The sequence below is a fragment of the Pseudohaliea rubra DSM 19751 genome (assembly GCF_000764025.1).
GTDB classification, from domain to species: domain Bacteria; phylum Pseudomonadota; class Gammaproteobacteria; order Pseudomonadales; family Halieaceae; genus Pseudohaliea; species Pseudohaliea rubra.
Map to the genome: position 1 here is coordinate 36,289 of NZ_KN234749.1, position 23,557 is coordinate 59,845.

Annotated in this window: 21 protein-coding genes; 8 read left to right on the forward strand and 13 right to left on the reverse strand. The window is 62.4% G+C overall.

Translation table 11 applies throughout. The features are described from left to right. Nucleotides 1-82 precede the first annotated feature (82 nt). A complete protein-coding gene (locus HRUBRA_RS03245; RefSeq protein ID WP_035514519.1) occupies nt 83-1,141 on the forward strand; it encodes an LLM class flavin-dependent oxidoreductase in 1,059 nt (352 codons plus the stop codon). A 60-nt stretch (nt 1,142-1,201) separates the two neighbouring features. After that, nucleotides 1,202-2,083 carry an aminotransferase class IV gene (locus tag HRUBRA_RS03250; protein WP_035514521.1) on the forward strand — a complete coding sequence of 294 codons (882 nt, stop codon included), beginning with the start codon at nt 1,202-1,204 and terminating at the stop codon, nt 2,081-2,083. 42 nt (nt 2,084-2,125) lie between these two features. Here HRUBRA_RS03250 and HRUBRA_RS03255 read toward each other — a convergent pair whose 3' ends face one another. From HRUBRA_RS03255 to HRUBRA_RS03325, 13 genes are all read right to left on the reverse strand, one after another. Then, complete coding sequence (locus HRUBRA_RS03255; protein WP_035514523.1) at nt 2,126-3,520, reverse strand: class-III pyridoxal-phosphate-dependent aminotransferase; 1,395 nt, start codon at nt 3,518-3,520, stop codon at nt 2,126-2,128. Between the two features lie 182 nt (nt 3,521-3,702). After that, nucleotides 3,703-4,359: a GntR family transcriptional regulator gene (locus tag HRUBRA_RS03260; protein WP_035514525.1), complete on the reverse strand. Its 657-nt coding sequence runs from the start codon at nt 4,357-4,359 to the stop codon at nt 3,703-3,705. Between the two features lie 99 nt (nt 4,360-4,458). Next, a complete protein-coding gene (locus HRUBRA_RS14840; protein ID WP_161787590.1) occupies nt 4,459-5,265 on the reverse strand; it encodes a VOC family protein in 807 nt (268 codons plus the stop codon). Nucleotides 5,266-5,323: 58 nt separating this feature from the next. After that, nucleotides 5,324-6,172 carry a cupin domain-containing protein gene (locus tag HRUBRA_RS14590; protein WP_052094330.1) on the reverse strand — a complete coding sequence of 283 codons (849 nt, stop codon included), beginning with the start codon at nt 6,170-6,172 and terminating at the stop codon, nt 5,324-5,326. A gap of 55 nt (nt 6,173-6,227) precedes the next feature. Continuing rightward, a complete protein-coding gene (locus HRUBRA_RS03285) occupies nt 6,228-7,565 on the reverse strand; it encodes a spinster family MFS transporter (protein WP_035514537.1) in 1,338 nt (445 codons plus the stop codon). A gap of 60 nt (nt 7,566-7,625) precedes the next feature. After that, the gene (locus HRUBRA_RS03290) at nt 7,626-9,800 is read right to left on the reverse strand and encodes a TonB-dependent receptor (RefSeq protein ID WP_035514539.1); all 2,175 of its coding nucleotides are present in this window, start codon (nt 9,798-9,800) and stop codon (nt 7,626-7,628) included. A 437-nt stretch (nt 9,801-10,237) separates the two neighbouring features. After that, nucleotides 10,238-10,636 (reverse strand): nuclear transport factor 2 family protein, encoded by a 399-nt coding sequence (locus tag HRUBRA_RS03295; protein ID WP_035514540.1) that lies wholly within the window; start codon nt 10,634-10,636, stop codon nt 10,238-10,240. 28 nt (nt 10,637-10,664) lie between these two features. Continuing rightward, a complete protein-coding gene (locus HRUBRA_RS03300; RefSeq protein WP_035514541.1) occupies nt 10,665-11,060 on the reverse strand; it encodes a nuclear transport factor 2 family protein in 396 nt (131 codons plus the stop codon). Nucleotides 11,061-11,090: 30 nt separating this feature from the next. Next, nucleotides 11,091-11,840, reverse strand: coding sequence for an aspartate/glutamate racemase family protein (locus HRUBRA_RS03305; RefSeq protein WP_035514542.1), 750 nt, complete (start codon nt 11,838-11,840; stop codon nt 11,091-11,093). Between the two features lie 196 nt (nt 11,841-12,036). After that, nucleotides 12,037-13,170 (reverse strand): CaiB/BaiF CoA transferase family protein, encoded by a 1,134-nt coding sequence (locus tag HRUBRA_RS03310; protein ID WP_035514543.1) that lies wholly within the window; start codon nt 13,168-13,170, stop codon nt 12,037-12,039. A gap of 45 nt (nt 13,171-13,215) precedes the next feature. Beyond that, nucleotides 13,216-14,370, reverse strand: a complete 1,155-nt coding sequence (locus HRUBRA_RS03315) for a CaiB/BaiF CoA transferase family protein (protein ID WP_035514544.1) — start codon at nt 14,368-14,370, stop codon at nt 13,216-13,218. Nucleotides 14,371-14,454: 84 nt separating this feature from the next. After that, a complete protein-coding gene (locus HRUBRA_RS03320; RefSeq protein WP_035514545.1) occupies nt 14,455-15,780 on the reverse strand; it encodes an amidase in 1,326 nt (441 codons plus the stop codon). Between the two features lie 28 nt (nt 15,781-15,808). Beyond that, nucleotides 15,809-16,549, reverse strand: a complete 741-nt coding sequence (locus HRUBRA_RS03325; protein ID WP_161787591.1) for a GntR family transcriptional regulator — start codon at nt 16,547-16,549, stop codon at nt 15,809-15,811. A 167-nt stretch (nt 16,550-16,716) separates the two neighbouring features. On the opposite strand from HRUBRA_RS03325, the gene HRUBRA_RS03330 reads away from it, so the two are divergent. The 6 genes from HRUBRA_RS03330 to HRUBRA_RS03355 are packed head-to-tail and all read left to right on the forward strand — an operon-like array spanning nt 16,717 to nt 23,546. Further along, nucleotides 16,717-18,771, forward strand: coding sequence for a hydantoinase/oxoprolinase family protein (locus HRUBRA_RS03330; RefSeq protein WP_035514549.1), 2,055 nt, complete (start codon nt 16,717-16,719; stop codon nt 18,769-18,771). 18 nt (nt 18,772-18,789) lie between these two features. After that, the gene (locus HRUBRA_RS03335) at nt 18,790-20,718 is read left to right on the forward strand and encodes a hydantoinase B/oxoprolinase family protein (protein WP_035514551.1); all 1,929 of its coding nucleotides are present in this window, start codon (nt 18,790-18,792) and stop codon (nt 20,716-20,718) included. A 2-nt stretch (nt 20,719-20,720) separates the two neighbouring features. Continuing rightward, entirely contained in the window at nt 20,721-21,383 is a 663-nt protein-coding gene (locus tag HRUBRA_RS03340; protein WP_035514552.1) for an isochorismatase family protein, read from the forward strand. 13 nt (nt 21,384-21,396) lie between these two features. Next, nucleotides 21,397-22,203 carry an alpha/beta fold hydrolase gene (locus tag HRUBRA_RS03345; RefSeq protein ID WP_035514554.1) on the forward strand — a complete coding sequence of 269 codons (807 nt, stop codon included), beginning with the start codon at nt 21,397-21,399 and terminating at the stop codon, nt 22,201-22,203. Then, nucleotides 22,193-23,044 (forward strand): HpcH/HpaI aldolase/citrate lyase family protein, encoded by an 852-nt coding sequence (locus HRUBRA_RS03350; RefSeq protein WP_052094331.1) that lies wholly within the window; start codon nt 22,193-22,195, stop codon nt 23,042-23,044. Before HRUBRA_RS03345 ends, HRUBRA_RS03350 begins: the two co-directional genes overlap by 11 nt. Next, nucleotides 23,037-23,546: a MaoC family dehydratase gene (locus tag HRUBRA_RS03355; RefSeq protein WP_035514555.1), complete on the forward strand. Its 510-nt coding sequence runs from the start codon at nt 23,037-23,039 to the stop codon at nt 23,544-23,546. The genes HRUBRA_RS03350 and HRUBRA_RS03355 overlap by 8 nt, the downstream gene beginning before the upstream one ends. The last annotated feature ends 11 nt before the right edge of the window (nt 23,547-23,557 follow it).

A 23,557-nucleotide genomic window follows, 5' to 3' on the forward strand; every position in this document is an offset into this window, starting at 1 on the left:
GCGTCACAGGAAGGTATTCCCGCCCGCGCCGAGTTCCGCGAGTTTCTGTTCGCTGGCTTCAACCCCCTGAAGGAGTCCATCGATGAAGTTCGGGATTTTTCTGCCCAACGGAAGTAACGGTTACATTCCCTCGGCCGGTAGTCCGGTCTATGAGCCCACCTTCGAGCACAACCTTGCCATTTCCCGGGAAGCAGAGCGGCAGGGCCTTGATTTCGTGCTGTCGATGATGAAGTTCCGGGGCTTCGGTGGCGATACCGGCTACTGGGACAGCTGCCTTGAGTCGTTCACGCTGATGGCGGCGCTGGCGGCGGCAACGGATAAGGTCGGCCTCTTTCCGTCCATTTCAATTCTGAGTCAGCACCCTGCCGTCGTGGCGCGGATGATTGCCACCATCGACGACATCTCCGGCGGTCGCTGCGGCCTGAACATCGTGACCGGCTGGAACAAGCCCGAGTACAGCCAGATGGGTATGTGGCCTGGGGATGACTATTACGGGCGGCGCTATGAATATGCCGACGAGTACGTCACTGTCCTCAAGGGGCTCTGGCAGGGCGGCGGCTTCACTCATCACGGGGAGTTTTTCCAGCTCGACGATTGCATCGTCAATCCGACGCCGCGGGACGCCATACCGCTGGTCAGCGCGGGTCAGTCTGACGCCGGCAGAGCTTTTGTGGCCAAGCATGCAGACCATCAGTTTGTGCTGACGGACAAGTCCAGCCTTGCCGCCAGCGTCAAGGACGTGCGGGAAAAGGCAAAAGCCTACGATCGGACCGTGGGGATTTACGCGCTGTTTCACATGATCATCGGCGATAGCGATGCCCAGGCCCAGGAGCAGGTCGATCAGATCGTCGAGCAGGCCGACCGCGGTGCCATTGCCAACATCATCGGCAGCGCGACCCTCGACACCAACAAGGGGGGCACCAGTGATACGCTCAAAGCGGCCCTGGAAAAGAGCGTGGAAGAAGGCAACATGGCTTTTATGGGTATCCCCGTGATTCACGGCAGCGAAGAGACCGTGGCCAGAAAGATCGAGGCTATTGCCGCGGAAACCGATGTCGATGGCTTGCTTTTCAGCTGGCCGGACTTCGTCGATGGCTGCAGCCGTTTCGGGCAGAAGATCAAGCCGCTATTACGTCTTTAAGCCTTTCCCGGCAGCATTATGTTGATGCCCCGGGGTTGAGCCTTAGCTGGAGACTGTTTCATGAGTGACGAGCCGATTGTCTTTATCAATGGTGAATACCTGCCCCTTTCCGCGGCGCGGGTGTCTCCCGTTGACCAGGGGTTTCTGCTGGGTGACGGTGTCTTTGACGTCGTCTCGGCCTGGAAGGGCAGAATCTTCAAGCTGGAGGCGCACCTCGACCGCTTCTTCGATTCAATCCAGGCGGCCCGCCTCAATCATGCCATGGACCGCGATGCCTGGAAGGAAGCCATCATTGAGACCACGCGCCGCAACAGGCTCGCAGACGCGTCAATCCGCTTTATTGTGACCCGAGGCGAGCCCGATGGTGTGGTCGCGGACCCGAGGGTCTTTTCACCAACCTGTATCGTATGGGCCGCGCCTTATGTTTTTCTGGCCGATGAAGAGAAGCGGCGCGGCGGTATCCGACTCATGATCAGCGCTACGCGAGGCTTCCCCGCCGACACCCTGGACCCTCGCTACAAGTGCCTTGACCGGCTCCACTCGCAGCTCATTCGCCTGGAAGCCCTTGAGGCCGGTTACGATGACGCCCTGTGGCTCGATCATTCCGGGCATGTCTCTGAGTCCGCCGCGAGCAACCTGTTCATCGTCAAGAAGGGCGTCCTGTACACGCCCGCCGCCGGAATTCTCCGGGGCATTACCCGCGATACGGTGCTGGAGCTCGCTTCGGAACTTGCCATTCCCTGGCAGGAGCGCAAGCTCAGTGCCTTTGATGTCTATGTGGCGGACGAGGTTTTCACCTGCAGCACTGCCGGTGGAGTCCTCCCGGTAAGGGAAGTCGCGGGGCGGACAATTCAGGGTGCAACGCCGGGCCCGATCACCCGGGCCCTTGATAGCGCCTACTGGGAAATGCGCGAAGCGGGCCGCTACGGTACGGTCCTGTAGCCGGGGGAGGAGGGCACGGTCGAGGTTGCGTGGCAGGGGCGCTCAGCAGGTCTTTGCCAGGCGATCCAGGGCGTAGGAAAAGGCATCCATCGCAACGTCGATTTCGCTCTCGCTTATCGTGAAAGGCGGCGCGCATTTGATGGTATTCGGCACGAAGCCACCGAGGAATACACCCTTTTCAGCGCAGGCACCTGACACTATAGCGTTGGGGTACTGGCTCAGGTCGCCGCTGAAGTTGGTGTAGCGGTCCGCTTCCACGAGGGGTCTGCCATCGCTGCCGACAAGATCGACGGCGTAGTAGAGCCCCGCGCCGGCGATACGGCCGATGACAGTGTGTTTCCTTGCCAGGGCCTCCAGGCGGTCGCGGAGGTAGGCGCCGCGGGCATGTACCGTCGCCAGGATGTCGTTATCCAGCATATAGCTGAGCGTGCCGACGATGCTGGCGCAGACTAGCGGGTGTCCATCCCAGGTGCTGCCGCTCCACCACCGTGCCCCTTCGAGGAAGGCGCCGATAGCCTCGTTGACGACCATGCCCCCGGAGGGAAGGGACGATCCGTTGATGCCCTTGCCGACAATCATGATGTCGGGCTCCACGCCCTCGGTCAGCTGGTACCCGAACCACTTGCCCAGCCTGCCGGCACCGCAAAGCACCTCATCGTCGATCCACAGGATGCCGTAGCGGCGCAGGAGATCGAAGAGGCCGCGATAGTAGTCCGCGTGTGGCATGAGGCCCGCGGCCCCGAACATTGGCTCGGTAATGATTGCCGCGATGTTTTCCGGGCCGCAGGCTCGGATCAGTTGTTCCGTGGCGACCAGGGAAGGTAACTCGCCCTCGGCCGGGAAGTCCGTGGGTTCTGGCGGCGGAATGGGAATGTAGCCAGGCGCCGGCACCCCCGGTATATCCCGCACCTCGGAGAAACCCTGCTGCCCCTGCAGTGTCAAATTACCGCGGTAGCCACGCAGGAAAGTCGATCCGCTGGCCATCCCGTGAAAGGAGTGGGCCTGGGTCATGATCAGCGGTTTTCCGGTGAACAGCCGAGCGGCCTGTACGGCGTTCTCCACGGCCTCGGTGCCGGAGGTGAGAAAGCGTACCCGGGAGGCCCAGGACGCCGGCGCTCCCAGGATGTCTTCTACGAGGAGCTTTGCAGCGCGGGCCCGGTACTCGTTCGCCATGCCGAAGAACACATGACCGTAGCGCTCCATGGCTTCCTTGATCGCGTCATGGGGTGCTGCGTGCCGGTGCCCCAGGGAGTCCGACACCAGCTGGCTCTGGAAATCCAGCAGGCGAGCACCACTGCTCAGGGTGATGTAATTGCCGTCTACGCGCTCGACGCCGGTGAAACTGTGCTCTGCCGCCGCCATGGTGTTGTGCAGGTAGTAGCGGCGATCCCAGTTTTCGATGGCATCCCAATCGGGGGCCTTGTGTTCCTCAGCCATGAAACCTCCAGCGACGGATCCGTCGCGGTCCAGCGTATCATGGATGTTAACGTCCCTGGGGCCTCGGGCACTGTTAACGCAGCGTAGACGGATGCGGGGGCGAACCCCCACCAAGCGAATATCGTTAAGCGCCTGATCGCTTTGGCTTCGTCGGATGTATGGCGAGTATCATCACCGCCGGCCTAGCTCTCCTTCTGCAAGGCTTGATAGGCAGAAAGGACGTGGGCATGCATAAGCGCTCGCGCGAGATCCCCATCGCCGCAGCGCAGAGCGAATACAAGCTGACGGTGGTCCTGGTTGCTGCGATGAAGTTCTTCCCGATCATAGGCTGCCGCAGCGATAAACAGGATTCGCTGTTCAATAAGGCGCTCCAGCGTGGAGGATAGATGTTGGCTGTCAGCCATACTCCGGATGTGTTCGTGGAAGCGTGCATTAGCGGAGACAAATAAATCCAGATCAAGCGAGGGCTGTGCGTTTACGGCCTCATCAATATCCGAGCAGCAGGCCAACAGGATGTTAATGTCCGCTTCGGTGCAACGCGAAGCGGCGCGATAGGCTGCGTAGCCTTCGAGTAGCGCGCCAATATCGAAAAGACTTTGCTGCTCATCTTCAGACCAGCGCGCAACAAACACGCCACGGTTGGGCGCGAACTCCACCAGCCGTTCACTCGCCAGACGGCGAAGTGCGTCGCGAACCGGGGTGCGGCTGACACCACATTCCGCAGCCAGCTGTCGCTCTTTGAGATGTTCACCTTGCGCAAGTTCGCCCTGCAGGATACGCGCACGGATTTTCTGATAGGCGATCTCTGTCGCGCTCTTGCCCTGATGTGCTGTGTGCATGCGATCTTCGGAATTCCGGGAAGTCAGCTTCTGGCCGACAATAGTACGGGACGCGCTGCTGCCGGACCAATGTGCTTCTGAGACGATTTTCCCGTGGAGCTATCGTTCCTCAAGCTCGATGAAGCCGAGCTGCAAGGCAGGTAAACCGGGCAGCGATATCCAGAGACCGTCGTTTTCTTCCGTGTAGGGCATGCGCCTGGCTTCGAGATAGCGTCGATAGCGTTCTAGATCACTGCTTGCCAGAAGCAACCGGTCAACTACCGTGGGTTTGCTGTCTCCTTCGTCGCCCCCCGCCCGCCGGTGCGGAATCAGCGGCGGGGCCTGCCTGTCGACGCCTGCGGCTTTGGCCCAGTTCCCGAACTGCTCCCGGGAAACCAACGGTTCGTCGCAGGACGCAATAACTTCGATAGCGGAGTGAGCCGTCCAGGCAGCTGTGCGGCCCGCGGGATGCAACACAAGTTCCGGCGTTAACTGCTCTACCCAACATGTCAGTGCACTGAGCTCTGGTGCGCCCACGATCGGAAACCAGCGAAAATTCGCGGTTGCCCCACCCCCATGGGCAACGGTGCGACTGGCTTCAAAAAGCTCGCCAAGTTCTAGACCTTGTTTGGAAAGCGCTGCATGGGCGGTTGGGGCGTTACTGCACGTTAAGGCAACGATACGTGTTCCCGGCCCAAAACGCTCGAGGTATGGAACGAGGTGGTTGTCACTTCTGCCTGGGTCGGGCGCAGAAATCTCGATATAAAAGTTAGCCAGCACGATGTGGGCACTGTGCTGACCGAGACTTACGCTTTCGCCATCCCGCATTCCGCAGAGTGGCACCGGCCGGGAAACCCTGAAACCAAGAGCGTTAAAGGCATCAACGAGGGGTTTAAGCTCGCGGGCGACAATGCCTACGTGGTCCACTGAAGGCATCATCGCTTGGGGTTTCGGTGCCGGCGCGTGCGGGGGCATGGCAGGTGGTCTAATAGTTGGGAGGACGGTCATAGGCGGCGGCATACTGCATGAGATCGGCCGGTAGCTGTGGCCGATACTCAGGCTCCCAGGTGAACGGTTTCTTTTCGTCGTCGAAGTGGTTGACCAACGGTCCCCCGATAGTACGCACGAACAAATGGTAACCCGTATCTGTCCCTGCGGGACCATGGTACACATCCTCACGCCACCACGCGTAACCGCCGGGTCCCATACGTCCGCAGTCGCCCCAGACGTACTCGCCTTCAAGGCAGTACAGCTCCTCGACCATCGGGTGCGTCCATTGTGGCTTCGCCATACCCGGCGGTACGCGGTGAGGTGGCGAGCAGTAAAGGAAGGATACCTCGCCGGTTTCGGGGTCCTCACGCAGGGGCTTGATCGCCACGCCGGGCGCTAGCTGCGGGTCAACGAGACCCGCATCCCACTCCATGGAAAGCGGATCGACGAAACGCACCAGGCGATCCTCCCTGAAGCCCCTTTGTGCCGGACCTGTATGGAGGGTCGGGTGTCCGTGGTACATGGCGAGGAGGACGGCGCCGTGAGGGCTACTCGCCCGCTCGCGCGGGAAACCGGCAGGCAGGAAGGCATAGCTGTGCTTGCTGTATTCTTGTCCGCTCACTGTGAAGCTGCCGTCAAGGACGAGGAACTCTTCATCGCAGCCAAGGTGCTCGAGGGCCGTCGCTTCCCAGCCTGCAGGGAATCGCACTATGCAAGTTGCTGCGCCATTTTTATCATCAATACTCAGTTGCTTAACATCGACATCGTCCCGTCCATTACCGTGGAGGCCTTTCCTCCAGGGTAGATGTTGGGCCTGGATGAACATGATGTGCGGTCTGGCCATAATGGGTTTACTCCTTTGGGTCTCTGCATCGGTTATCCTGCTCTACCGCTGATCGCTATTGCGCGTCCCTTCGTGGAAGCGGCATCGCGTCTGCGCGCTCCTGCCTTTCGACGAGGCCTGCGAAGCCTCGGAGGCAAAGCAGCAAGGCGCAAAGCGACAGCGACCCTCCCAGGGCTCCCACTGTTGCCATGGCGTGATGCAGGCGGTCATCGCTTTGATAAACGAAGTCGGTAAACAGTGCGACGGCGGTACCTCCAAAGCCAATCCCGGTGAGATTGACCACGAAAAGGTAGAGGGCAGAAAGCTGTGCGCGCATGTTCGGGGGCGAGATCAGTTGAATCGCCAAAGCGGCCGGGCCGAAAGGAAAACTCGCAAAAAACAGCAAGGGACAGAACATCAGTAGCGTCAGCGGGTAGGAAACAAGTGGTGTAAGCGCGGCGACAGGCAGCAGCACCACCGCGCCCGCGAGACTTGCCCGTAACGGCGCGTCGCGATAGCCACGGCGTGTGAGGAAGTCGCTCAAGAGTCCGCCGGCGATGATACCGCTGCCTCCGAATATGACGGCGATGATGCCGAGAGCTCTACCCGCTTCGGCCCGAGGTACATTGTGGATACGGATAAGATACTCCGGTGCCCAGCTCATAATCGCGTTAAATAGGAGCGTCATCATCGCGAAGCCGGAAAAATGGAACACGAACACCTTCCAATGGCTACCGAAGTACTGGAGGGCCATAGCGAATGATGCCCGCCCCAGGTCGCGGTGCCGGGAGGGGCGGGCAGGCTCACGGAGCGTCATCACGAGAAGCGAAAGCAACAACCCCGGAAGACCAATGCTCAGAAAAACCGCCTGCCAGGGGCGCAGCGTGCCGAGCACCGGCAGCAACAGGCCGCCGCGCAGCTCAAAGAAGGCGAGCAGTTCCGCACCGAGGATAAATGAGAGACCGATACCGATGAAAACCCCGGACGCATAGACACCAAAAGCGCGGCCGAGTCGCTCCCGGGGGAACATATCGGTCAGCATCGAGTAGGCCGCCGGCGATAGGGCAGCCTCCCCGACGCCAACACCGACGCGGGCGAGGAACAGCGTAGGGAAGGTCCGGGTCAAACCGCAAAGCGCCGTAGCCAGGCTCCACACGGAGATACCGACGGCAATCAGATTGCGGCGATTGCCACGGTCGGCGAGCCATGCGATCGGGACGCCCAGTGCGGTGTAGAGCACGGCAAAGGCGAGACCCTGGAGCAGGCTGAACTGTGTGTCGGAGATGCCGAGATCCGCTCGGATGGGGCCGACCATGAGAGACAGGATCTGGCGGTCGATGTATGAGAACGTGTAGGCGACCGTGAGTAGCCCGACCGCATACCAGCGCATGGCATCCTCTCGCTTAGCGATCATGCCTCAGCGCCTTGGCACACGGTGCCGGCACACAGGTGCGAGGAACTCACGGCGGCCCCCTCAGAAGCTGCGCTGGAAGTTCAGCCCCCAGCTGCGACCCGCAGCGGGGTATCCCAGGGCGCTGCCTATGCCGAGCGGATCACGGTCCGCATCGGAGGTGGAAGTGAAGCGTACCCCCGTGTGGAAATAGTCCTCATCGGTCAGGTTGCGGCCAGCAAGCGTGATTTCCCAGAGACCGTTAGCACTTGCCCATGACAGACTTGCGTCGACCAGACCGATGCTGGCTTGGGCCACTTCGTTTTCGTTGAACTGCGAAAAGTAGACGCGCGACTGATACATGTAGCGACCGCTGAGAATCAGCGAGCTTCCATCGCCAAGCTGGTGCAGATAGTTGGCATGAAGTGTCGCCTTCATTTCCGGCGCGTTTGGCATCCGGTTGCCGGAGAGATCGAGCACACGGGGTGTGCCATCCGGATTATTGCCAAGCCTGTCCGAGAATTCGTCGTACTCTGCGTCCAGAAGCGAAAAGGCCAGGCCGACCTCGAGAGCCGGCACCGGCTGCGCGATCAGCTCGCCCTCCATGCCATAGATCGTGGCCTCCGCTGCATTAGTCGTGAGCGTGAGATTGTTGATAAAGGTTGAAACCTGAAGGTCCTGGTAGTCGTAGTGGAACGCGCTGGCGTTGATCCGGAGCCTGTTGTCGAACCAGTCCGACTTGATGCCCGCTTCCCAGGCGGAGAGCTCCTCCGGATCGTAACTCGGATTCGCATCAAGGCTGTTGAAGCCGCCAGACTTGAAGCCTTCGGACCAGCTAAGGTAGAGGAGAAGATCAGCCGTCGCCCGATACTCGAAACCGACCTTGGGCGTTGTATCGGACCAGCTTTCCTTGTCGTCGCGATTGCTGAATACCAGCGGATCCATCGACGAGTTTAATCCTTCCAGATCAAAGACTGCGCCGACCGAACTTGTGTCCTCCTTGGTCTCCTTGCTGTACCGAAGCCCCAGGCTCAGATCGAGACGCTCCGTAATACCGTAGGTCACTTCGGAGAATAGTGCGGAAGCTTCTGTTTCGTTGGTGCTGGGTATAACAAAAGACCCGCGCGATCCGGGCGAGCTGGCAAAGAGTGGACGTCCACCGGCGCGGACGAGCCCTAGTGCCTGTTCCTTGTCCTCTTTGAGGTAGAAGGCACCCACCAGAGCACGGAACCGACCTCCGTCATCAAAGGCCAGGCGAAGCTCGTGGGATTGCTGATCTGTATCGTAGGCATACTGAGTGCGGGTAATATCGATCTCGGTCCCGTCAGTATTGAAGAGGAATTCTCCGTTGAAGTCGCGGTAGCCGCTCACGCCGCTGATAGTCCATGCGTCGTTGAGCTCCCATTCCAGCTCTGCGGTGAGTCCGCTCGTTTCCCACTCGTTGAAAGACTGTAGATCGTTACGAATATTCCCGAAGCTCGGCGGCGGGGCGGCTCCTAGGACCTCGGCAGCGCCCAGGTTGTCGCGCGGCCGGACGGACGTATTGCCGTCCTCGGATTGGGTGCCGTCCGCGATGAGGGTCAGCCGAACCCGGTCGTTAGGTTTGAAAAGGACGCTACCGCGTACCTGCTGAATATCGTTATCGTCCACATCCACGCCGGCTACAGGGTTGATATTCTCCGTGTAACCATCATCCTGCATGTGTCGTGCAGCGATGCGAACGCTGAACTGATCGCTAATCGGGCCACCGGCCGCAGCGCTCAGCTCGCGCCGGTCCCAACTGCCTATGCCCCCGCGCACATATCCCTCCCAGCTGTCACCTGGGCGCCGTGAAAGGATATTGATAGCCCCCGCTGTCGTATTGCGCCCGTACAGCGTTCCCTGGGGTCCCCGCAGCACCTCGACGCGCTCTATGTCGAGAAACTGGTTGAGCGCAAGCTGCGTGCGCCCCTGATATACGCCGTCCATGTGGACGCCCACGGAGGGATCAGCGGCAATGCCGAAGATATTTGTGCCAACGCCCCGTAAGTAGATCTGTGCCTCTCCGGCCGCTTCGCTGTAGGCCATGCTCGGCGTTTGGGCGGTGATCGATTCGATCGTGTCCTGATTGTAGCGGGCGAGAGACTCGCCATCGATTGCCGTGATCGACACAGCGATATCCTGCGCTGATGCCTCGCGCTTCGTTGCTGTGACCACGGTTTCCTCAAGGGCGCCCGGCAGGTCCTGAGCGCCTGCCAGGGTTGAGAGCCCGAGGCCCACGATTCCTGCTGCAGTGTAAGTGACACCCTTCTGATCTCTAAGCATTCTGCTCCCCTCCCGCCCTCGCGTGGCGACACATAAACCTTTGTCACCTTAATGGTATACCAAAATTGCCTTTTATCAACAAAAATACCCCTTATATTTCTTTAATGATCTATTTCGGTATACCGTCACTGGTGTGGGTAACCCATAAAACCTTTGAAAACGGTATTCGTGAAATGATGAAGCTGAGGCTGTGGGGCTCGGCGCGTGCTGTCGAGGGCGTTAATTGGAAGGCGGCATGTTTCATAGCCTGGTGGACAAGTCGGCGCATCGGGAGGCTATGAGAGCGTTTTAGTCCGTAGGACTCACCCCGATAATTTACGGCGAACTAGAAAAAAGGCCCCGGCGACTGGGTCGCCGGGGCCTCTTCTCTGCTCCCGTGAGCGCCGTCGCTGTCAGACGAGGGGGTTGGCACCGCTCATGTAGATATAGACTTCCTGGAACTTGTCTCCGCGGATACGCCAGAAGTTCGTGTTCTCCAGCAGGATCGTGTTGCCGTCGTGGTCCTTCAGCTCCGCCGTGAAGCTGGCGGCGATGCGGCCGTTCTTCTCATCGATCGTGCAGGTGAAGTCGCGGTGGATGATAGTCTCGTAGCTCTCCATGAAGTCCACGAACATCCGCTTGATACCTTCCCGGCCGACATGCGTGGTAAAGGCCGTTTGCACGGTGATCATGGCGTTATCGTGGAAGCAGTCGAGCACCGCATCGAGATTCTTGGCATCGACATTGGCGAAGTACTTGTTGAGCGCGAGGTCTACGAGTTCGTCCCGGCCCAGGGTGGTTTGATATTGCATGGCAGAATTCCTTTGAGTCGGTCGGAGGTTACTTGAGGAGGTTTTCGCCACTCATGTAGACGTAGACGCGAGTGAACTTGCCGTCCTTCAGGTAGAAGCGGTTGCAGTTCTCGTAGCGCAGTTCCTCGTCGGCGCCCTTGGGGGTGACCTCGACCGAGAACTGTGAGCAGATCGCTTCATTGCCCGTGTCGGCCGTATGCACGAAGTTGCCGTGCCAGATGCGGCTGTGCGCATCAAAGAGGCCCTCAAACATCGCTCGGATGCCCTGGTCCCTGCCTTCATGCACTGTCATGGAGGTGACTTCGGTCAGTACCGCGTCCTCGTGGAAGCAATCGAGCACCTGCTCGAGGTTGTAATTGTCGACGCCGTCAAAGTAGCGCTTGGTGACGATGTCGATGTAGTACTCGTAGGGATGTGCACTCATGGGTTAGCTCCGTTGTAACGTTGTCCGGGTTCAGCCGTTGCCGCGGGCGAGGACGCCGGCGTCGTTGGGCATCTCCGGGCTGGCGAAGGCAGTCTTGCTGTGGGTGAGGCCGAGCTTCAGGTACATCTTGCACAGTTCGAAGGAGACCTGGCCGGGGTTCACGACGGGCACCGGCAGAACGCTGGCGAGGTGGGCGTGCGATTGATGCATCGTCGTCGAGCCAAGAACGATGACATCGGCGCCGTCTTCCTCGATGGCTTTCCGGGATTCCTCTTCCAGGGCCTTGAAGACGACTTCCTCCTTGCCCTCAAGGAGTTCCGCGAGGTCAGGCCGCGTGTTGATGGAGCGCAGGGAGGCGCAGCGTGCTTCCAGCTTGTACTCGCCAATGGTCTTCCGGTAGAAGTGGAACCATTGCGGCCACATGGTCACAACGGAGAACTTGTGACCGAGCATGCAGGCCGTGTGCAGCGATGCCTGGCCTGGCCCCACCACCGGGATAGAGAGGCGCGAGCGCAACGCATACATGCCGGAATCGCTTACCGTATCGATGCAGATGGCGTCGAAGCCCTCTTCTTCGGCCCTGATGCCGGCCTCGAAGACGCTCATGTCCATGAGCAGGGCATCGTAGTAGCTGTCGCCGAGCGCTGCCCCCCAGGTGACGGCCTCAAAGGCGACTTCAAAGCCTTCGCCGACCATCTCCGGGGGAATCTGCTCGGCCCGGTTCTGCACACCGGCCTCGTCCATCGGTATAGGGACAATAATCTTGATTCTTTTTGTCATGGTTCTCTCCCTGTTGTCGTGACTGCCTTCGAGGTTGCGCACCGTTCTCGCCGATGCTTCCGTACGAAACGTACTACGCAAGAAAAGTGCCAGTTTTCTCAGGGCAACGCTGCACGTGGTGGTGCGCGATCGTGATGCCCCGGCCGCCGCCCGGCTGTTGCGTTCTGAAAAATGGTTTCAGCTTGAAAACCCGTTTTCAATCTTTACTGTCATAGTCCCAGCCCCGGTCGGCGGCTTCCCCGGCGAATTCGTTGAGCGCCGGTGCCTGCGTTCGAACCCTGCCCGGCTCGCGCTGGAACTTGAGTGGCGTGCCGGGGAGTTCGACGCCCCTGTCGTCCTCGAAGAGCATGCCGCGAGCCCGCGCGTGCGGATGATCGAAGGCCTCAGCCATGTCCAGCACCGGCGCCCAACTCACCTCAACATCGGCCAGGAACGCGCACCATTCCTCAAAGGATTTGCCGGCGAAGATGGTTCGCAGCTCGCTGATCAGCCGCTGCTGTCCCGGACCCGGGTCCTCCCGGGCCAGCTCCAGGAGTTCGCCGCGGCCGAGGGCAGACAGCAGCGCCTCGGCGAATTTCAGCTCCCGTCCGGTCAGGGCGATATGGCGGCCGTCAGCGGTCTCGTAGAGATTGTAGAACGCCGAACCGCCGATGGAGCGGTGCGTGCGCGTGGTCGGTGCGGTGCGGTCGTGAAAAACCGGGCCGGACAGATGGGCCGTCCAGGCCATGAGCGCGTCGTACATGTTGGCGTCGATGATGTCACCGACGCCCGTGGTCTCGCGTCGGTACAGGGCCATCAGGATGGCGCTAAGACCGGTGAGGGCCGAGGCCATATCTGCCGACGGCATGCCGGGCACTACGGGTACACCGTCTCCATTGTCGTTAAGGGCGAGGAAGCCGGTGTAGGCCTGCGCGCCCATATCGTGGCTGGCCTTCACCGAAAGCGGTCCGGCCTGACCGAAGGCCGAGAGAGAGCAGTAAATGAGTCGCGGGTTCAGGGCGCAGAGGGTTTCAGCATCAACCCCCAGCTTCCTGACGACCCCGGCGCGAAATCCCTCGATGAAGATGTCTGCTTCTTTTGCCAGCTCAAGGAGCGTCGCGCGATCGACGTCGGTCTTGAGATCAAGCTCCAGGCTGCGCTTACCGCGATGTGTGTTGCGATACCAGATCGACTCGCCGCTTTCGTCGAAGGGGCCGAAGCTGCGGCTTGGCTCGCCGCCCGGGGGCTCGACGCGGATCACCTGCGCACCGTGGTCGACCATGAGCTGGGTGATCACTGGTCCCGGCAGGAACATGCTGAGATCCAGGACCTTCACGCCATCGAGTTTCATCAATGCTGACTCCTGTTTCGTTCGCCTGCACTGTCCGTCCGGGCCTCAGGTTTTGGCCTTGTGGCCCTGGCGAAGGCTGTCGCCGTGCTCATCAAGTGCCGGCGCCGCACGCTGCGCCGGGCGCTGGCCGTTGATCTTCAGAGGGTTTGCAAAGAAGCGCAGTTCCCGGCCGGAGGGGTGAGAAACAGGCTTGATCATCTCTGCCTCGGCGAGGAAGGGATTGTCCACCGCCTCGTCGAGTGGTCGCACCGGCGCCGCTGGAATCTTGCCCTTGAGGATTTCCATCCACTCGCTGGAGGTCCGGGTGCCAAGCGCCTCGTCGAGGATGGTACCCAGTGTCGACCGGTGCTGCTGTCTCGCCGCCATCGTTGCAAAGCGTGGATCCTCGGCCAGCTCGCCGCGCTCAATCAGCTGTACCAGAAGTTCCCAGAAATTCTGGTTCATGCAGCACAGATAGATCCAGCCGTCAGCTGTCCTGTACAGCTGTACCGGCGTGGAGGAGGGGTGCGCGGCCCGCGGCATCCGTGGGGTGACGATACCCTCGTTGAGGTACCAGGTGCCCTGATAGGCGAGCTGGTGTACGGCGGTATCGAAAAGCGATGCGTCGATATCCATGCCGGTGCCGCTGCGGCTGGCCGAGTGGATGGCGCTCATGACGCCGAAGGCCAGCATCATGCCGGTCATGTAGTCGATCATCGACAGGCCGATACGCGTGGGCTCCGCCTCGGGGTCACCGGTCAGCGCCATGATGCCGGCCTCGGCCTGCATGAGAAAATCGTAGCCCGGCCAGTCTGCCCGGGAACTGTCGCGGCCGTAGGCCGAGATGTGGCCGCAGACAATGGCCGGATTGATGGCCTGCAGCGATGCGTAGTCGATCCCGAGCTTTGCCGGCAGGCTGCCGCGCAGGTTGTTGATGACTGCATCGCAGTCAACGACCAGACTCTCGAAGAGGGCCCGGTCATCCGGGTCTTTGAGGTTCAGGACGAGGCTTTTCTTGTTCAGGTTGAAGCACTGGTAGTAGAGGCTGTCGCCTTCCCCCAGTGTCTGTGGCCCGGTCTGCCGTGCGTAGTCGCCGGCGGCGCTTTCGACCTTGATGACCTCGGCACCGAAATCAGCGAGAAACATCGTGGCGTAAGGCGCGGCACCGAACTGTTCAAAGCTGATGATGCGCAGGCCTTCGAGGGGTTTGATGGCCGTCATGGGGAGTCCTCTTGCGGCGACGTGACCAGATCCTGCAAATCAGTCTGGCCTAAAAGATACGATAAATCTACACCATAGATCGTACTAATTGTCCCGTGCGTACACCGCGGGCCGTTCCGTCAGCGCCAGGCCCTCCTCGATGGCCTGCGCCGCGCGCAGCAGCCGGGCCTCTTCACCCCAGGGGGCGGCCAGCAAGGCGCCCATGGGCAGTCCGTCCCGGTCCAACCCCATGGGTACGGAGACCGATGGCATGCCGCTGGCCCCGAGATCGTAGGTGAAGCGCGACACGAGCCTGGTGGTTTCCACCATATCGTCCGCATCGCGCCAGAGCGGTGCCGTCACTGGCGTTGTGGGCAGGAGCAGCAGGTCGATGCCGCTGTCGAACACGCTTCTGAGCCATTGTTTCAGTGCGAGCAGTGCGCGGATGCTGGCCGCGTACTCCGTGCCGGTCACCTGCTGGCCAAGCGCGATGCGACGGCGTACCTCTGCGCCGATGGCCGCGCGGTGGCCGGCATCCGCCATGAGTGGCCCTCGCGCTTCGGCGACATCCGCGAGGATGAAACGGAAGGCGTGGTGTTCGGACAGGGCATTGTTGTCAGTGGGCTGGACGTCGGCCAGGCGGGCGCCCGCTTTTTCCAGCAGGCGCCCCACCTCTGCCAGGGCGCTCTCGATATCCGGTGCCAGAGCCTCGGCAAAAAAGCCGCGCAACACACCGACAGAGAAGCCGGCGATGCCGTGGTGCAGTGTCGACAGCGTCGATGGCCCGGCGGCGATGGACAGCGGGTCGGCGGCGTCGTAGCCCTGAATGATGTCGTAGACCCAGCAGGCCTCGGCGACGGTGGCCGCCAGCGGCCCGATGGTGTCGCTGATGGTGCTCACCGCGAGGCAGCCGGTGTTCGGTACCCGTCCCACGGTCGGTCGGAGGCCGACGACACCACACAGGGCCGCGGGAATACGTACCGATCCGCCCGTGTCTGTGCCGAGCGCGACACGCACCATGCCACTGGCCACGGCGGCGGCAGAGCCACTGCTGGAGCCGCCGGTGATCCGGTCCGTTGCCCAGGGGTTCAGGCAGTTGCCGAAGTGCTCATTCTCTCCGGTGGCACCGAAGCAGAATTCCGTGAGGTTGGCCTTGCCCACAATGGCGGCATTCTGCGCCTGCAGCCGCGCGACCACCGTAGCCGTCCCCGCCGCGGGGCCGGCCTGTGCGTAGAGCCGGGACCCGCAGGTCGTCGGCAGGCCGCGGACATCCATGCAGTCCTTCACGAGCACCGGCACCGGGTTGGCGCCGGGGTCGGCGGCCGGCACCAGTTGATCGCTGATGACTGCGTTTACCTCGGTGTTCAGCTGCTTGATCGCTGCCTGGGCTGCGGCAACGGCCTGCGGCCGCCTCGGGTAGCTGTGTGTCATCGGGCGTCTCCTTCGTGCCGTAGCCGCTTCAGGGTGCGCCTCCGAGAAGGAAGCGGTGATTCAGGACGAAGTCCCGGGAGCGGTAGATGCTTTGTGATATGAGGTAGATGGCGCCGTTTGCATCGAAGTAGCGCCGGATGACTTCCAGTACCGGTGCCTCGGGCACGTCGCGCAGTTCCTCCGCCTGCTTGACCGCGAGCCGGGTGGCGCGGATGTCCTGGGACACGGCATGGGGCTCGAGGCCGTGTTCCTTTTCCAGCCACTGGTAAACGGGGCTTCGCCCCAGCACCTCGGCTTCCGGCAGGGTGGCGCGTTCCGTGTCGATATAGACGGCCACCAGGGCCAGGGGTTCGCCGTCTTCCTCAAAGCGAACGCCGCGCATGAATTGCCACTGGCGGGCCTCGTCGCAACCGAGGCGTCGGGCGAGCTTGCCGTCGGTGCGGACGATGTCCCGATGGCCCCAGGCCATGAAGGTGGCCGAGGCGTAATTGAGCAGGTCTTCCCGCGAAGAGACCCCGGACTGGAAAATCGCAAGGGGCAGTCGCCGCAGTACCGTCGACCCTGAGCCGCGGCGGCGCCGCACGAGGCCGTCGGCCTCGAGCCGGGCCATAGCCTCGCGGAGTGCGTAGCGACTGGCGCCGAGTTCTGCGCAGAGGGCCTTTTCCGTTGGCAGGAGCTTGCCCACGCCGTAGTGGCCTTCGGCAATCCTTGCTCTGAGTGCCTGGTAAAGCATCTGCGGCGTCGAAGGCTTGGGCTGCTTTGATGACAACGATGTTCTCTCCATTATCACGGGGCAACTGCCACCCCGCCAGGGGGCAGAGGGGTTATATCATACCTATTGGCAAATAGATTCGAATTTATATTGACAGTGAAAATGCCGCCTGCCTACTCTAGATGCTCTTCCGATCATCATGCCGCAGCCGGTGGGGGTGTGTAATGGCTTTTAGTGTTGGAGTCGATGTCGGTGGTACCTTCACCGACGTCTTCGTGCTTGACGATGCCGGTGGGCAGCCCTTGATGGCCAAGGTGCCCTCCACGCCGGAGGACCCGTCCATTGCCGTGATCAACGGCATCGACAAGGTCTGCTCAGAGCATGCTATTGACCCCACGGAGATCCGCGCTGTCATGCACGGCACCACCGTGGCGACCAATGCCGTGCTCACCGGCAACGGCGCCCGGGTGGGCCTCATTGTCACCGACGGGTACCGCCAGATTCTGCACCTCGCGCGGGGCTTCGTGCCCGGGGCACTTTCGGGCTGGATCAACTTCGTCAAGGGTCGCCCCATGGCGGAATTGCGCGACACCGTTGAGGTCTCGGGCCGCATCGGCGCCGATGGCGCCGAGGTGCGCCCCCTGGACGAGGCGCAGGTTCGCGCTGCGGTGGAAAAGCTGCGGACGAAAGACATTCAGTCCGTGACCATCTGCCTCATGAACAGCTACGTCAACAGCGCCCACGAGGAGGCCGTCGAAGCCATCGTCCGGGAGCTGATGCCCGGCGTGGCGATTTCTGTATCATCGCGCACGCTCCCGGAAGTGCAGGAATACGAGCGCGCCATCACCAGCGTGGCCAATGCCTTCGTGAAGCCGGTGGTGTCGCGCTACCTGACCAACCTCAAGGCCGGTCTCGAGGATCGCACCGGCTCCCTGAGCCTGTCGATTCTGCGCTCCGATGGCGGCCTCGCCGCCGCGCAGACCGCCGCTGAGTATCCCGTAAACCTGCTTATGTCGGGCCCTGCCGGTGGTGTTGCGGGGGCAATCTGGGTGGCCCGGCAGTCGGGCTTCGAGAACATCATTACCTTTGACATGGGAGGCACCTCCACGGATGTGTGCCTGGTCGAAGGCGGGGAGGCGCAGGTTCGCCGGGAAACAGTGGTTCACGATGTGATCGTGCGCGCCTCGTCGGTAGATGTGCGCACCGTCGGTGCCGGCGGTGGCTCCATCGCCTATGTGCCGGAGCTGACCAAGGCGTTGCGGGTGGGCCCCGAATCCGCCGGCGCTGTTCCGGGCCCTGCCGCCTACGACAAGGGCGGCGAGAACCCTACGGTGACCGATGCCAATGTTGTCCTCGGCTACCTGCCTTCCGATGCCCGCCTTGGCGGTGACATGAAGATCCGCAAGGATCTTGCGGCCAAGGCACTCGAAAAAGTCAGCGAGCCCCTGGGCATGACCCTCGCGGAGGCCGCCGAGGGTGTGATCCGTATCGTCAACGAAAACATGTTCGGCGCCCTGCGCCTGGTCTCGGTGGAGCAGGGCTACGATCCGCGCAACTTCTCGCTCATGGCCTTTGGCGGCGCAGGTCCCCTTCACGCCAACGCCCTCGGTCGTCTGCTCGGCGCCTGGCCGGTTATTGTTCCGCGGGGGCCGGGTGTGCTCTGTGCCGCCGGTGATGCCACCACGAACCTTCGCGACGAGGCCGCGCGCTCCCTGATCAAGCTGGCGGACGAGACCACCCAGGAAGAGCTCGTGGATGCCTTCGCAGAGCTGGAGCAACGCGCCCGTGCCTCCCTGGATGCGGACGGTGTCGCCCGCGATCGGCAGGAGGTGCGCTACCAGGTTGACCTGCGCTACGCGGGGCAGTCGGCAGACATCAGTGTCACCATGAGCCCCGAGGACTTCCTGGCGGAAGGCCTGGCGCCGGCGACGGGTCGCTTCGACGAGCTTCACGAGCAGATGTTCAACTTCCGCCTGTCCAAGGCCAAGGAAATCGTCAACCTACGGGTGATCGTCCTCGGTCCCGGCGCGGAAGCTGTAGAGCTTCACGTCGATGAGGGCGATGGCGATGCTTCCCGGGCGGCGGTGGCAGCCACGAAGATCTATTCCGATGGCGAGACCCACGACGGCACGATCTATGACCGTTCGAAGCTTCTGGCTGGCGATCGTATTGATGGTCCGGCGATTATCACGGAAGTTGACTCGACCACCCTCGTCCTCCCCGGCAGTCACGCCATGGTGGACTCGGTAGGCAACCTATTGATCAGAGATAACTCCTGAGCGGGAGGAGGCAGCGTAATGGCGACGGTAATTGAAACTAGCACCACGCCCTGGGAAACGGTGGAGGTCGATGCGGTAACGCTCGATGTTATCGAGAACGCCATCCAGAACGCCCGGGTGCAGATGGACGCGATCCTTTTCCGGACGGCGATCTCGACGATCATCCGTGAGCAGCGCGATGGTTTCCCGGTGCTCACGGATCGGGACGGGCAGATGCTGGCGGGGCAGTTCGGCTCGCCGGTGGATGGCTTCATCGACAACTACGACGGCGATGTGCAGGAGGGCGACGTTCTTCTGACCAACGACCCCTATGCCTGCGACGGGGCTATCAGTCACCTCAACGACTGGTTGGTCTGCACGCCGGTGTATTACCACGGCCGGCTCCTCGGCTGGGCCGCGATGTTCGGCCACATGAGTGATATTTCCGGCTCCACCGCAGCCTCTATGCCGGTCACCTCTACAGACATCCTGCAGGAGGGTATCGTCATCCCGCCGGTTAAGGTGGTATCCAAGGGTGAACTGCAGCAGGACATCGTGCGCCTGGCCGTGCGCAACTCGCGCACGCCGGACTGGAACGAGGCGGACTTCTACGCCATTCTCTCGGCCTGCCGCACCGGCGCCGCCCGTCTCGTGGAGATGGCAGATCGCTTCGGCCCCGACGTGCTTGTGTCGGCGCAGAAGCAGCTTCTTGCCCGCAACCGCGAGGCCATGCGGGAGCTCATCGTCTCCACCATGCCCGAAGAGAAGGTTGTATTCGAAGACTGGATCTGCGACGACGCGCTTGGCCATGGCCCCTACAAAATGGGCTGCGAGATGTGGCGCGAGGGCGATAAGCTGGTCTTCGATTTTTCCCGCACGGATCCGCAGTCCGCAGGATGCATCAACTTCCTGCTCAACGACCGTATGTTCAAGATGTTCTGCGGTCAGTTCATGGTCAACGTCTTCGACCCGCAGATCGTGCTGAACGACGGCTATATCGATCTTATCGATGTGCGCATTCCGAAGGGCACACTGCTGAACCCGGTGGCGCCGGCGGCGCTCAATGGTCGCACGCATGCGCTGGGCCGGATCTTCGACATCATCAGCGGTCTGTTCGGCACGGCTAACTCGGATTTCCTCGTCGCCGCGGGTTTCTCCGACAGTCCGCACCTGATGTTCTCGGGCTTCAATCAGCGTGACGACTGGTTCCTCATGTTCCAGATCGGCTTCGGCGGCATTCCCGGCAAGCCGGGCGGCGACGGCCCCGACGGCCACTCGCTGTGGCCGAAGATGCGCAACGTGCCGAATGAATACACGGAGGCCTACTTCCCCATTCGGGTCGAGCGCTTCGAGTCTATCCCGGACACGGGAGGCCCGGGGCTGCATCGTGGCGGCAACGGCGTGAGGACAGAGTATGCCTTCCTCGTAGAGGGCAAGATCTCCATCCACGACGACCGCTGGTTCACCTATCCCTGGGGCGTCAAGGGCGGCTTGCCCGGTACGCGCAGTCGCAAGACGCTGCGGCGCGCCGACGGCAGCACCGAGAACCTGCCTTCCAAGGTTGACGACGTGCCGGTCGCGCCCGGCGATCTGCTTGTGTTTGAGACCTGGGGTGGCGGCGGCTGGGGGGATCCCCTGGAGCGGCCCTACGACAGCATCGCCTACGACCTCGAGGCAGGCCTTGTTACCGCCGAAGGTGCGCGCCGTTATGGCGTTGTCGCCGGCGTGGACCTGGCTATCGACGAGACCGCGAGCGATGCCCTACGGGCGACCATGCGCAACGCGCGGGGCGACGTCGAGGCCTTCGACTTCGGCGGAACGCTGGACGAACTGCGTGCGGCCTGCCTCGAGGAAACCGGCTTCGAGCCGCCGGCGCCGCCGGTGCAGGCGCCGATTGCCGCTGCCTGGCTGCGCAAGCAGCGCCGGGAGGCCGAGGCTCGAGACGGCAGCGCACGCGCGGCGGGTTGACCATGGGCGAGGGGCAATCCGCGGTGTCGCGCGATGCCTTCGCTGAGGCGAGCTACGGAGCCCGCGCCCTTGGTTTCGGCCGGCGCCCGGCGATCCTTGTGGTCGATTTTCAGCGGGCTTTCACGGACAGCGCCTTTCCCATGGGCCGATCCGCTCACGTCCAGCGCGCCGTCGATGAGACCGCCGCGCTGCTCGCCTTCGCCCGGCCTCTGGGTATTCCCGTGGCCACCTGCGCCGTCGGCTGGTGCAGCGAGAAGGATATGGGCCGCTGGAAAGTGGATGCCGTCTATGACGGGCTTTTTTACGGCCAGCCCGGCATGGAGCTGGACCCGCGCATCGCGGGCGCCGGCGATTTTCATTTCACCAAGGGCGCACCGTCCATGTTCTTCGGCACGCCCCTGGTTACCTTCCTGACCCGCGAAGCCGTCGATACGGTCCTGGTGACCGGCTGTACGACCAGCGGCTGCGTGCGCGCAACGGTTAATGATGCCTTTTCCTACGGCTACCGGGTGATCGTGCCGGAGGCGTGCTGCGGCGATCAGGACCAGGAGGCGCACGAGGCCAACCTGCGGGATGTGGGGCGTCGTTACGCGGATGTCATGACCGTCGCTGACACCCGCGCCGCGCTCGCCGCCCTCGAAACGCGCCAACCCGAAACGCGCTAAGGAGACCATCGCGATGGCAACGCTTGAACGTCCTGACGGGGCGAGCATTCACTACGAGGTGGTGGGCGAGGGTGAACCCGTGCTCTGCCTGGGCGGCTGGGGCACGTTCTGCCACGGCGAGCTGCGCGGGCTGCCCTTCGGTCTGGTGGATCGCTACCAGGTCATCATCATGGACTATCGGGGCCTGGCGTCATCGACGGACAACCCGGCCACGCCGGCGACCATGGAACTTTACGCCGGTGACGCGCTGGCGGTGCTCGATGCCCTCGGGCTTCAGCGGGTGCACCTGCTGGGGATGGTCGGCATCGGCGCCTGCATCTGCCAGCAGATGGCCATTGAGCGGCCCGCGCTGGCCCGATCCCTGGTGAACACGGGCGCCTGGGGCAGCGTGGACGCGCTCCTGCGCGAACATCTGCAGCTGTTCCTCGATATCCACGAGAAGATGGGCTGGGCGGATTTCCAGCGCTTCGCCTGCGCTCTTTCCTTCGAGCCGGACTTCTATGATGCCAATATCCATCGGCTCCTTGGCGAGGACGGTCCCTGGAAGGAGCTGCGCGGCAAGCTCGCCACGCACCGACGTTTCATCGAGGCGAGCCTGGCCCACGATGCGCTGGCGGACCTCAAAGCGGTAGACGCCCCGGCCCTGATCCTCCACGCGGAAATGGACGTGGTCACCGGGCCGCGACTGACCCGGCCCATTGAAGAGGCCCTGCCGAACGCAACGGGAATCACCTTCCCCGAGGCCGCGCACGTGCTCGCCGGCAAGGCCCTGCGCCAGCGCTTCTCCGAAGCCCTCCTGGGGTTCCTCGATGCCCACTGAGAGCGCCGCCCTGCAGCTCGCTTTCCGGACCCTGCTGTTCGTGCCCGGCAATCGCATGGACCGCGTCGCCAAGGCGCACGACAGTGCTGCCGACGTGGTCTGCATCGATCTCGAGGACGCGGTACCCGCCGCGGACAAGGACGCAGCGCGGGAGGCTGTGCTGGCTTTCCTGGCGAGCGCCGCCACCGGGCGGACTGCGGTCCGTATCAACGGGTTGCGCACGCGCGCGGGTCTGCGTGACCTCCTGGCCCTTGCCGGTGCGCCGCGCTGCCCGTCCCTCCTGCTTGTGCCCATGGTCGAGAGCGCGGCCGAGCTGGCGATCGTCGACGCGGTGCTTGGCGACGCAGTGGTATCGGTCGTTCCCCTTGTCGAAACCGTCGAGGGGCTCGAGGCGGTGCGTGCCATCGGCAGCGCGCCGCGCGTCGACAATGTGATGTTCGGCGGCGGCGACCTGTCGTCGCAGCTCGGCGTCGACCTTGCGTGGGAGCCGCTCCTGCAGGCCCGCAGCCAGTTCGTGCTCGGCTGTGTGGCCGCGCGGGTCCGTGCGATCGATGTGCCCTACATTCACATCAAGGACGAGGCGGGACTGCGCGAGGAGACGGCGAGAGCCAGGGCGCTCGGTTTCGCCGCAAAAGCGGTCATACACCCGGCCCAGCTGGCACCGGTCCAGGAGGCTTTCCAGCCCACGGCCGCGGAACTCGCGCGGGCCCGGGCGGCGGTCGAGGCCTACCGGCAGGCGGGCGGCAGGGCGATCATGCATGACGGTGTGATGCTCGATGAGCCGATCGTCCGGCGCTATGAATCCTTACTTTCACTGGATAATGAGGCAGACCATGCGTAAAGGAGTCATCGAGGTAGCCGAGGGACGCTACCGGGAAACTTTCGGCCGCTATCTGGAAGATTTCACCGTGGGCGATGTGTACGAGCATCGTCCCGGGCGGACAATTACTGATACAGACAATGTCTGGTTCACCCTGCTGACGATGAATACGCACCCGGCGCACTTCGATTATGAGTACGCCAAGAAGACGGAGTTCGGCAAGCCGTTGGTCTGCTCGCCCTTTACCGTCGCGCTACTTGTCGGCATGAGTGTCTCCGACATCAGCCAGAAGGCCGTTGCCAACCTCGGCTGGGGAGATATCAAGCTGCCCCATCCACTGTTTCCCGGTGACACGCTCTATGCGGAGTCGGAAGTGCTGGCCAAGCGCGAATCCAAGAAGCGCCCGCAGCAGGGGATCGTGACGATTCAGACCACGGGCCGGAACCAGGACGGCGTCGTTGTGTGCACCTTCGAGCGCAGCGTCCTGGTCTGGAAGCAGGGTTTCGGCAACGCCGACGATTGATCAACAGCGGC

What these genes read in the sequence shown, in the direction of transcription:
- HRUBRA_RS03245 (WP_035514519.1), top strand. Translation starts at nt 83, where the DNA reads ATGAAGTTCGGGATTTTTCTGCCCAACGGAAGTAACGGTTACATTCCC.
- HRUBRA_RS03250 (WP_035514521.1), top strand. Translation starts at nt 1,202, where the DNA reads ATGAGTGACGAGCCGATTGTCTTTATCAATGGTGAATACCTGCCCCTT.
- HRUBRA_RS03255 (WP_035514523.1), bottom strand. Translation starts at nt 3,520, where the DNA reads ATGGCTGAGGAACACAAGGCCCCCGATTGGGATGCCATCGAAAACTGG.
- HRUBRA_RS03260 (WP_035514525.1), bottom strand. Translation starts at nt 4,359, where the DNA reads ATGCACACAGCACATCAGGGCAAGAGCGCGACAGAGATCGCCTATCAG.
- HRUBRA_RS14590 (WP_052094330.1), bottom strand. Translation starts at nt 6,172, where the DNA reads ATGGCCAGACCGCACATCATGTTCATCCAGGCCCAACATCTACCCTGG.
- HRUBRA_RS03285 (WP_035514537.1), bottom strand. Translation starts at nt 7,565, where the DNA reads ATGATCGCTAAGCGAGAGGATGCCATGCGCTGGTATGCGGTCGGGCTA.
- HRUBRA_RS03295 (WP_035514540.1), bottom strand. Translation starts at nt 10,636, where the DNA reads ATGCAATATCAAACCACCCTGGGCCGGGACGAACTCGTAGACCTCGCG.
- HRUBRA_RS03300 (WP_035514541.1), bottom strand. Translation starts at nt 11,060, where the DNA reads ATGAGTGCACATCCCTACGAGTACTACATCGACATCGTCACCAAGCGC.
- HRUBRA_RS03305 (WP_035514542.1), bottom strand. Translation starts at nt 11,840, where the DNA reads ATGACAAAAAGAATCAAGATTATTGTCCCTATACCGATGGACGAGGCC.
- HRUBRA_RS03310 (WP_035514543.1), bottom strand. Translation starts at nt 13,170, where the DNA reads ATGAAACTCGATGGCGTGAAGGTCCTGGATCTCAGCATGTTCCTGCCG.
- HRUBRA_RS03315 (WP_035514544.1), bottom strand. Translation starts at nt 14,370, where the DNA reads ATGACGGCCATCAAACCCCTCGAAGGCCTGCGCATCATCAGCTTTGAA.
- HRUBRA_RS03320 (WP_035514545.1), bottom strand. Translation starts at nt 15,780, where the DNA reads ATGACACACAGCTACCCGAGGCGGCCGCAGGCCGTTGCCGCAGCCCAG.
- HRUBRA_RS03330 (WP_035514549.1), top strand. Translation starts at nt 16,717, where the DNA reads ATGGCTTTTAGTGTTGGAGTCGATGTCGGTGGTACCTTCACCGACGTC.
- HRUBRA_RS03335 (WP_035514551.1), top strand. Translation starts at nt 18,790, where the DNA reads ATGGCGACGGTAATTGAAACTAGCACCACGCCCTGGGAAACGGTGGAG.
- HRUBRA_RS03340 (WP_035514552.1), top strand. Translation starts at nt 20,721, where the DNA reads ATGGGCGAGGGGCAATCCGCGGTGTCGCGCGATGCCTTCGCTGAGGCG.
- HRUBRA_RS03345 (WP_035514554.1), top strand. Translation starts at nt 21,397, where the DNA reads ATGGCAACGCTTGAACGTCCTGACGGGGCGAGCATTCACTACGAGGTG.
- HRUBRA_RS03350 (WP_052094331.1), top strand. Translation starts at nt 22,193, where the DNA reads ATGCCCACTGAGAGCGCCGCCCTGCAGCTCGCTTTCCGGACCCTGCTG.
- HRUBRA_RS03355 (WP_035514555.1), top strand. Translation starts at nt 23,037, where the DNA reads ATGCGTAAAGGAGTCATCGAGGTAGCCGAGGGACGCTACCGGGAAACT.